A 9,784-nucleotide genomic window follows, 5' to 3' on the forward strand; every position below is an offset into this window, starting at 1 on the left:
ACAAATAATAGCAACACTACCATTGCTAACTGTTTTTACTGGAGGTGCTTACTTATGAGCAATTGGTACAGTAAGACGAAAGATCAAACATTAATTGACCTAGAAACAAACGAACAACACGGTTTAACAGATGAGATTGTAAGTGACCGTTTAAAGCAATACGGTTCTAATGAATTAGCTACAAAACAAAAACGCACTTTATGGCAGCGTATTTTCGCCCAAATTAATGACGTCCTCGTATATGTCCTTATTATTGCTGCCCTTATTTCTGCCTTTGTAGGTGAATGGGCGGATGCCAGTATTATCGCGCTCGTTGTAGTTTTAAATGCTGTTATCGGTGTTGTCCAAGAATCGAAAGCAGAACAAGCTTTAGAGGCATTGAAAAAGATGGCGACGCCTAAAGCTATCGTCAAGAGAAATGGTGAACTAAAAGAAATTCCATCTGAGCACGTCGTTCCAGGGGATATCGTTATGCTCGACGCCGGACGATATATCCCATGCGATTTACGCCTTATCGAAACCGCAAATTTAAAAGTTGAAGAATCTGCTCTAACTGGTGAATCTGTCCCTGTTGATAAAGATGCAATCTACCACCCTTCCATGCAAAGTGATGAGCAAGTACCACTCGGCGACCAAAAAAACATGGCCTTTATGTCTACTCTTGTAACATACGGAAGAGGCGTCGGTGTTGCTGTTGAAACTGGAATGAACTCACAAATTGGTAAGATTGCTACCCTGTTACATGAAGCAGACGATGATATGACACCACTTCAAAAAAGCTTAGCACAAGTCGGAAAGTATTTAGGCTTTGTTGCTGTAGCTATTTGTATCGTGATGTTTCTCATCGGCTTTTTACAAGGACGAGATACACTAGAAATGTTTATGACTGCTATTAGTTTAGCCGTTGCAGCTATTCCAGAAGGCTTGCCAGCTATCGTTTCCATCGTTCTTGCAATTGGTGTGCAGCGTATGATTAAACAAAACGTCATCATCCGTAAACTTCCTGCTGTTGAAGCTCTCGGGTCTGTCACAATTATTTGTTCAGATAAAACAGGCACATTAACGCAAAACAAAATGACTGTAACTCACTTTTATAGTGATAACACATACGATCACTTAGAACATTTGAATGTAAATAATGATACGCAACGTCTATTGTTAGAGAATATGGTGCTATGTAATGATGCGTCTTACAATAACGAATCACAAACCGGGGACCCGACTGAAATTGCTCTTCTGGTGGCCGGAAGCACTTTTAACATGCAAAAAGATCATTTAGAAAAAATACATGAACGTGTTAACGAGCTACCTTTCGACTCAGATCGTAAAATGATGTCAACCGTGCATACATACGATGAAAACTGCTATAGCATGACGAAAGGTGCTATCGATAAGCTCTTACCTCGATGTAACCATATTTTTAAAAACGGGAAAATTGAGATTTTAACTGATTCTGATAAAAATCAAATATTAGAATCTGCCGGAGCAATGTCTCAAGAAGCTTTAAGAGTACTTTCATTCGCATTTAAAAAATACAATTCAAACGATGTGGATATAAATCATCTTGAAGAAAATCTTATCTTTATCGGTCTTGTCGGTATGATTGATCCACCGCGAACTGAAGTGAAAGATTCAATTACAGAATGTAAAAAAGCCGGTATTCGCACAGTTATGATTACCGGTGACCATAAAGATACCGCCTTTGCAATTGCCAAAGAACTTGGCATTGCTGAAGAAATATCTGAAATTATGATTGGAACTGAATTAGATAACATTTCAGATACAGAACTAGCTAGCAAAATTAATCATTTAAATGTATTCGCTAGAGTCTCTCCAGAGCATAAAGTGAAAATTGTAAAGGCATTACGCGCAAAAGGAAATATCGTTTCTATGACTGGTGATGGTGTCAATGATGCACCATCTTTAAAGCAAGCTGATGTTGGCGTAGCGATGGGCATTACAGGAACAGATGTCGCAAAAGGAGCAGCTGATGTCGTGTTAACAGATGATAATTTCTCATCTATCGTGAAAGCTGTTGAGGAAGGTAGAAATATTTATCGTAACATAAAAAAATCAATTCTCTTCCTACTCTCTTGTAACTTTGGAGAAATTATCGCTTTATTTTTAGCGATTTTACTTGGCTGGGCAACACCCCTACGACCTATTCATATTTTGTGGGTAAATTTAATTACAGATACACTGCCTGCATTATCACTTGGGGTTGATCCTGAAGATCCAGATGTGATGAAGGAAAAACCACGACATGCGAAAGAAAGCCTATTTAGTGGTAGCGTTCCTTTTCTTATTTTCAATGGGGCTGTCATTGGGATTTTAACGTTAATAGCCTTTATCGCCGGAGCAAAATTCTATACTGGAGATACAAATTTATTCCCTCTTTTCCCAGAGCGAATTGATGAGGATGCTCTATTACATGCCCAAACGATGGCATTTGTCGTTCTTAGTTTTTCTCAGCTTGTTCATTCATTTAACTTGCGTTCAAGAACGAAATCGATTTTTTCAATTGGGATCTTTACAAATAAATATTTAGTCTTCTCCCTTCTTATCGGTGTTCTTATGCAAGTTTGTATCATCTCCATCCCGCCCCTTGCAAATATATTCGGTGTACATGCATTAACGATGCGAGATTGGGGATTTGTTCTCTTATTAAGTATCATTCCACTTGTTGTGAATGAAATTATTAAATTAGTGAAGAGAAACTAAAAGGCAATGAGGACTATTCCTCATTGCCTTTTCATTTATCCTTGTAATTCTTTTTTGATATTCTCTGTTAATGTAGCCATACGCTTGCGACTTTCTTCACGCTCACGTTTATTTTGTTCTTCAATTTGTTGTGTTTCTTGCATACCTCTTGAAATAATGTTCCAAGTTTCCTCAAGTGTTTCCATTTTAATACTAGAAGAACCTGATAATCTCGCTACTTCTACACTTTGCGTTGCGATATTTTGTGCATTTTTCTTAAGTAATTCATTTGTACGGCGATCAAGTTCAGCCATAGAATCTGCAACAAGCTTTTGACGTTTCGCATTTACTGCTTGAATGATACCATTTTTAAAGATAGGAATCGTCGTAATAAATGCTGTATTGATTTTACCAATTAATTTATTATTACCACGTTGAATCATGCGAATTTGTGGTGCTGTAAGTAGCGCAACCATACGAGCTTTTTCTAAATCATCAATACGTTGCTCTAAAATTTCAACCGAGTTTTTAAGCGACTCTAATTCAATACCTGCTAATTGATCATTATTACGCACGCGCTCTTCATACATCGGAACTAATTCTGTATTTAAACGCTCTAATAACATTTCTCCTGCTACTACATACTTCTCTAAGTCTAAATAATATTTTAAGTTTTGCTCATACAAGCCATCTAACGTACCAATTGATTTTTTCATCTCATCTTGGTACTTCGTAATTTCCACATAAACTTTATCAATTTCGCGGCCCATCGTTTGATATTTACTAAAGATTTGTTCTATCATTTTATCCGCTTTTTTGAACATGCGCGAGAAGAAACCACTTTTTTCTTCCGCAAAGTCTTTACTATCAAATCTGTCCATAATTTTACCAAGTTGCTTTAACAATTCACCAGAATCTTCTATCTTTGATAGAGACATTGTATGTAAAATTTGATCAGCGAAACGTGAAATTTCCATAGAAGGTTCTTTTCCAAGTTCAATTAATTCCAGTTGATCTTTAATATCTACTGCGTTATAAATACGTTGCACATCTGCATCTTGTCTAAGTTGCAAGCGAACATCTTGTGCGGTTTGCTCATTCAATTCAGTTTTCGAATCTAGTACGACTGGGTTATTCATATGGTATTCTCCCTTTCCTTATAAAAATGGACGAAATATTCCTTTTATTGTTTGTGATAAATTTTTATAGGCTGATGAACCATGAAACTCAAGATCGAAATTAACTTCTTCAAGCCAATGGGAATCGAATGCTCCTGCTTCAACATACGGTTCAATATCGTTTCTGCCCGTGGGATTGAAATGGAATACATCTACTCCAATTTGATTCAAAAATAGTAATAAAACAGCGTCAGAACGAGTTAATTCTCCACTCTTCTCATTATTAAATATAACAATTTTCGGTACATCTTGTGAATAATCAAATTTCTCAAGCTGTTCTAAAATATTAGGTGGTATTTGAGAAAGTTGTGCGAAAACATACAGTGCTACATCTTGTTTCGTTTCTTTCGCAATTGGTTTGCACATTTCACTTTCGCACGTATGGATAATCGCCTCTGCAATCCCATGTTGTAAACCTTCCGGTAAACGCTTATGCGGCCACCAATGGCTATTCATAATTAGATCAGGATGTAATTTCCCAGCTCGGTCCAATGCATCTCGATAATGATATTGGAAATTTGCTTTTTGCTCTTTCGTAAATGGGAATGTATTAATTAATAAACTGTTATCAAATGATGTAACAACCTTTAATCGTTGAAAATATTCTTTATCATTCTTTGAAACGCCTGATATTTTCGCAAATAAAGAAGGAATATAAATATGTTTATTTTCAACAAAGAATGTTGGACGTACAAATGCCTTTTCTTTCGTAATTAAAAAGAGTTCATCATATGTCGTTTTTAACGTACGTGCTACAGGTGTATACGAACGAAATTGCCACGGTTTATATAATAGTGAATTATCGTGGTGAAGTACTTGTTCAATTTCTTTCGAAGCTTGATACGCTACTGTTGCAACACGCTCACGTCGACGATCAGGGAATGGTTCAAGCGAAATGCGACCCGGATGAGATACAACAAAAGTTCTTCCCTCTTCATCAATATTTTCAAATCCATCTTTTCCTTCGGGGTGATAATAAAGCACATCACAACCGAGCATAATAAGAAAATATAAGAAATATATACGGCTTTCCTGTGCATCACCATACCAAACGATACGCGGCATTTGTTTCTTATAATTAATCGTAGAGAACCACTTCGCTACGTAATTTTCGCTTAGTTTAATTATGTCGATTAAGAAACGACGGAAACCTTCTGTCTTTAACGACTGATTATGTTGTTTCTCATATAATTTCAATACTGAAATGAACGTCGCATGTATGTAATGCTGTAAATCAGGATTGTCTACTTTCGGTAAAAGTTGTTTCCCAGATAAGTGTGCAACTAGCCTATTTACTGTCAGACCATTTGGTGCTTCTTGATGTAATCCGAACACTTCTTGAATATGACGAAGCTTTTCCGAATCAATCACTTTGTTTAAATTTTGTTCGTGTAAAACTTCGATTCCTTTCGCTTCACTATAATCAAACAGTTTATTAAAATATTCATCTACATCATTAGGAACGCCAAGGATTCGACATGCTATATAACTAAATTTCATTTCATTCTCTGTCAGCTCATATTGTGGGCGTTTTTCTAAAAGTGTTTCAAATTGCTTTAAATCTGATTCATCTTTTAATGCATATGGTTGAAGTGTAAAACGTGAAAACACAACAGTTCACCTCCAAAAACATTTACGTTTTTTCTAAATCTTCCTTCTATTATAAACTATTTTTGGTTATAAAAAATGGGCGCTCGTAAAACGAGCAAACCCATTTCAATTATTTATTGTCTTCTTTAGTAGCTGCAACTTCTTCTTTAGCTTGTCCAGAATTCTTCATGTAGTGAATTATAAATGTTGCTCCAAATGCTACAACTAAAATAATGAAGAACAGTGTATGACTAATATGAATATCAATTAGAGACAATAGCATTTTCGATGCGATAATTAAGATTAAAATATATGCTGTCGTTTCAAGCTCTGGAATACGCTCTAACAATTTTAAGAATACACCAGCGATACCACGCATCATTAAAATACCGAGCATTCCGCCTAATAATAAAATCCAAACTTCATTAGATACACCAAATGCAGCAAGTACGCTATCTACAGAGAACGCGATATCCATTAATTCAACCATCGCAACTGTTCCCCAGAAGACACCGAACATTCTAAAGAAAATACTGTTTTGATTCATACCGTGAGCTTCGTCTTCTTCACTTGCACCTTTACGCTTATCAATAAAGTATTTTACTGATAACCAAGCAAGGTAAAGTGCACCAAGAAGTTTTACCCACCATAATTTAATTAAGAACATTCCAATTCCAATCGCAATAAAGCGGAACACATAAGCTCCAATAAGTCCATAGAATAATGCTTTTTTACGTTTTTCTTCCGGAAGGTGTTTTACCATTACTGCTAACACAAGTGCGTTATCGGCAGATAACAAACCTTCAAGTACAACAAGTGTACCTATTAATCCCCAAGATACTGGATCTTGCAACACTTTAATCCACATGTCCAAGTCGAAAAACTGAGCATACGTATCAAGGATTCCTTGCAAAATACTCATCTTACCTTTATCCCCTATTCTTTGCTAGATTTATAGAAAGGTCAAAAAAAGGAAACGAATATCGTTTCCTTTCTATGCATCCAAGCCATACGCTCTTACAAGCGCACCTAAACCACCTTGGAATCCACTTCCTACTGCATTAAACTTCCACTGTCCATTATGACGGTATAATTCACAAAAGACAACTGCTGTTTCGATGGAGAAATCTTCCCCTAAATCAAAACGAAGAACTTCTTCATTCGTCTCTTCATTTGCTAAACGAACAAACGCATTTCCTACTTGTCCAAAGTTTTGACTACGGCCTTCTGCATCATAAATCGTAACTGTAATAGCAATTCTGTGCACATCTGCTGGAACTTTCTTTAAGTCCACAACAAGTTGCTCATCGTCACCTTCACCTTCACCTGTACGGTTATCTCCTGTATGTAAAACAGATCCACAAGGAGACTGTAAATTATTATAGAAGATAAAATCAGTTTCCTTCGTACATTTTCCGTTTGCATCTAATAAAAAGGCAGATGCATCTAAATCGAAATCTGATCCACCGTCATAAGATTTAATATCCCATCCAAGACCAATTACTGCTTTTGTTAAACCAGGGCTTGTCTTACCCAAATCAATTTTCTGTCCTTTTTGTAATTGAATAACCATCTATATTCACCTCTATATTTTTATCTTTAAAAATATATCCATCGGTAAACATACATTTCACCGATGGATATATAAATTAAATCTATTACTCTACGTCTAAACCAAAGTTATTACATAGAGACGCTAATCCACCTTGGAATCCACTTCCGATTGCATTGAATTTCCAGTCACCTGCATGACGGTATAATTCACCTACTACTACGGCTGTTTCAATAGAGAAATCTTCTCCTAAATCGTAACGAATTAATTCTGCATTCTTTTCTTCATCTAAAATACGTACGAAAGAGTTAGAAACTTGTCCGAAGTTTTGGCTACGCCCTTCTCCATCATAGATTGTAATTGTGAAACAAATACGTTCGATATGTGCAGGTACATTTTTCAAATCTACTTTGATCGATTCGTCATCGCCTTCACCTTCGCCAGTTCGGTTATCTCCTAAATGCTCGACAGCACCATTCGCACCTTTTGGGTTATTATAGAAGACGAAATCCTCTGCACCTGAAACTTTACCGTTAGCGCCTACTAAGAAAATACTAACATCTAAATCGAAATCGTTTTGTCCGTCATAACGATTCGTATCCCAACCTAGTCCTACAAGAACTTTTGAAAGACCCGGATTCGTTTTTGTTAAGTCTACCTTTTGTCCTTTTTTCAATGAAATTGATGCCATATTCAATTCCTCCTCGGTTTATTTTATTGATAACGTGATACAATCTCACTTAAGTTTTTATCTTGTGTGCCTTCTCCAACAGCTGAAAACTTCCATTCACTTCCGTGACGATACATTTCACCTGCAATTAGAGTCGTTTTGCCAGCATAATTATCCGATAAATTATAGCGTGCTAATTCTTCACCAGTTTGCGGGTTTTGAATACGAATATATGCATTACGAATCATCCCGAAATCTTGACGACGATTTACACAGTCATAAATATTTACAACGAATACTAAACGATTAATACGGCTCGGAACTTTATGTAATTCTACGAAAATTGTTTCGTCATCACCAGCGCCTTCACCTGTTAAATTATCTCCTGAATGAATAATACTACCACAAGTAGAAAGTTTATTTCCGAAGTAAACTAAATCATTTTTGTTTAAAAAACGATCTCCTTCTAACATAACAACAGATGCATCACAATCTACATTTGGTTTACTTCCAAATAATGAAGACAGAAATCCACCTGATTGCCCAATTGGATCCCAGCCTAAGCCAACCTGTAGTTTTGCTACTTTTGGTTGTCCTTTCGTTAAATCGATCTTTTGACCTTTTTCTAAAATAATAGGCATGAAGTTTCTCCCTTTCTACAAAGCATTTTCCAAATCGGAAAATATTGTATTCTTCTCTTATATTGTAGCATTATTTACCTAGCGATAAAAAGGATAAATTCTCAGTTATATGAAAACATTCATATAATTTACTTATGATGATGTAAGAAGTGGTAAATAGCACCAATCATTCCTGCACAATTACCGTTTTGTGCAAGTTCAATCTCACAATTATTATAAATCTCTTGGTTTAAGTATTTACTGACCTCTTCTTTTACTTCTTTTAAAAACTCATTTCCTCTATCGGTAATTCCTCCACCAATAATAATCTTTTCTGGATTGAAAATATAAGCAAGATTACTAATTCCGATTGCCAAATGTTTAAAGAAGATCCTAACTGCTTGAGCAACTTCCTGATCTCCTTTATCATACAACTCGAAAATTAATCTCCCATTCCACTCACCTTTTCCTTTATATTTTCTGACAAGACGAATTAATCCTGAAATCGAGGCAACCTCTTCAAACGGTTTTCCTTCTATTAACATATTCCCCCATTCACCAGCACTAAATGAATGCCCTCGGTACAATTCTCCCTCTATAAAAATCGCTCCCCCAATCCCTGTTCCAAGGGTGAGCATAATAAAGTTCTCTTTCTCTCTTCCACTACCATTCCATTTTTCTCCAAACGCTGCACAATTCACATCATTGTCAATCGATACTGGAACTTTTAATATCTCTTGCAATCTATCAATAATAGGAATAGTACGATATCCCGGAATATGATTCGCACCTCCCGTCACAATTCCTTTACTAATATCAACAATCCCCGTAGTGCTAATACCAATTCCTGCAATAGTATGTTCATTCATTATTTTTTTTGATACATATATAAGTTTTTGAATAGTTTGTTCTCCGCCTAAATGAATTTCTGTTGCAACTGTTTTACGCTTTAATACTCTCCCTATTTCTGAAACAATGCCATACTTAATTTGCGTACCGCCAATATCAAACGCTATATACTCTTTCATCTACTGCCACTTCCTCTACCGTTCTGAATGTAAATTCTCCGCCTCTACTATTTGTAGGAAATCTACATTAACTCTTTTCTGCTTTGAGAAATACACCACCTTTTTCTATATATAGTTTTTTTTGCATAAAACTCTTTTTCCTAAGAAATATTACAAAGGGATGTATTTTAGATGGAATATTAATTTCTTAGGAGGAAAACCATGACGAAAATCTTCATTTTAGCATCAACACTCTCTTTATCTTTTTTTAGCGGTTTAAATATTGGTAATGCTGCAACTGAAAACTTCCGCCCATTAACAAACGCTATTGTACAAAATAGTGATCATTTTGCAGAAGGAAACTCAAAGGATAATAATAAACCTCCAGGAAATAACGGTTCTCAGAACGATAGTGGTTCTGGTGACAACGGTTCTGGCGGCAATGGTTCTGGTGGCAGTGGCTCTGG

General features: G+C 36.0%; 8 protein-coding genes and 1 pseudogene. 2 read left to right on the top strand and 7 right to left on the bottom strand.

Going from position 1 to position 9,784, the window contains the following annotated elements; genetic code table 11:
• The first annotated feature begins 54 nt into the window (after positions 1-54).
• Positions 55-2,721, top strand: coding sequence for a cation-translocating P-type ATPase (locus DN403_RS15120; protein WP_000073682.1), 2,667 nt, complete (start codon positions 55-57; stop codon positions 2,719-2,721).
• Positions 2,722-2,756: 35 nt separating this feature from the next.
• Here the strand turns inward: DN403_RS15120 and DN403_RS15125 are convergent, their stop codons facing one another.
• From DN403_RS15125 to DN403_RS15155, 7 genes are all read right to left on the bottom strand, one after another.
• Complete coding sequence (locus DN403_RS15125) at positions 2,757-3,839, bottom strand: toxic anion resistance protein (RefSeq protein ID WP_001064413.1); 1,083 nt, start codon at positions 3,837-3,839, stop codon at positions 2,757-2,759.
• Positions 3,840-3,857: 18 nt separating this feature from the next.
• Positions 3,858-5,489 carry a YceG family protein gene (locus tag DN403_RS15130; protein ID WP_149185559.1) on the bottom strand — a complete coding sequence of 544 codons (1,632 nt, stop codon included), beginning with the start codon at positions 5,487-5,489 and terminating at the stop codon, positions 3,858-3,860.
• A gap of 109 nt (positions 5,490-5,598) precedes the next feature.
• The gene (locus DN403_RS15135; protein WP_000025702.1) at positions 5,599-6,390 is read right to left on the bottom strand and encodes a TerC family protein; all 792 of its coding nucleotides are present in this window, start codon (positions 6,388-6,390) and stop codon (positions 5,599-5,601) included.
• A gap of 72 nt (positions 6,391-6,462) precedes the next feature.
• The gene (locus DN403_RS15140) at positions 6,463-7,041 is read right to left on the bottom strand and encodes a TerD family protein (protein WP_000236653.1); all 579 of its coding nucleotides are present in this window, start codon (positions 7,039-7,041) and stop codon (positions 6,463-6,465) included.
• 85 nt (positions 7,042-7,126) lie between these two features.
• Positions 7,127-7,711, bottom strand: a complete 585-nt coding sequence (locus DN403_RS15145; protein WP_000146729.1) for a TerD family protein — start codon at positions 7,709-7,711, stop codon at positions 7,127-7,129.
• Positions 7,712-7,734: 23 nt separating this feature from the next.
• Complete coding sequence (locus DN403_RS15150; RefSeq protein ID WP_001121586.1) at positions 7,735-8,331, bottom strand: TerD family protein; 597 nt, start codon at positions 8,329-8,331, stop codon at positions 7,735-7,737.
• A 128-nt stretch (positions 8,332-8,459) separates the two neighbouring features.
• The gene (locus DN403_RS15155; protein ID WP_074790693.1) at positions 8,460-9,338 is read right to left on the bottom strand and encodes an ROK family protein; all 879 of its coding nucleotides are present in this window, start codon (positions 9,336-9,338) and stop codon (positions 8,460-8,462) included.
• 201 nt (positions 9,339-9,539) lie between these two features.
• Here DN403_RS15155 and DN403_RS15160 point away from each other — a divergent pair.
• A pseudogene (locus tag DN403_RS15160) lies at positions 9,540-9,784 on the top strand (hypothetical protein); the annotation flags it as partial.

Source organism: Bacillus sp. AY2-1, assembly GCF_008368965.1.
GTDB lineage: Bacteria > Bacillota > Bacilli > Bacillales > Bacillaceae_G > Bacillus_A > Bacillus_A thuringiensis_S.

Bases quoted from the DNA above. Each gene is read 5' to 3' on its own strand.
- DN403_RS15120 (WP_000073682.1), top strand. From the start codon at position 55: ATGAGCAATTGGTACAGTAAGACGAAAGATCAAACATTAATTGACCTA.
- DN403_RS15125 (WP_001064413.1), bottom strand. From the start codon at position 3,839: ATGAATAACCCAGTCGTACTAGATTCGAAAACTGAATTGAATGAGCAA.
- DN403_RS15135 (WP_000025702.1), bottom strand. From the start codon at position 6,390: ATGAGTATTTTGCAAGGAATCCTTGATACGTATGCTCAGTTTTTCGAC.
- DN403_RS15140 (WP_000236653.1), bottom strand. From the start codon at position 7,041: ATGGTTATTCAATTACAAAAAGGACAGAAAATTGATTTGGGTAAGACA.
- DN403_RS15145 (WP_000146729.1), bottom strand. From the start codon at position 7,711: ATGGCATCAATTTCATTGAAAAAAGGACAAAAGGTAGACTTAACAAAA.
- DN403_RS15150 (WP_001121586.1), bottom strand. From the start codon at position 8,331: ATGCCTATTATTTTAGAAAAAGGTCAAAAGATCGATTTAACGAAAGGA.
- DN403_RS15155 (WP_074790693.1), bottom strand. From the start codon at position 9,338: ATGAAAGAGTATATAGCGTTTGATATTGGCGGTACGCAAATTAAGTAT.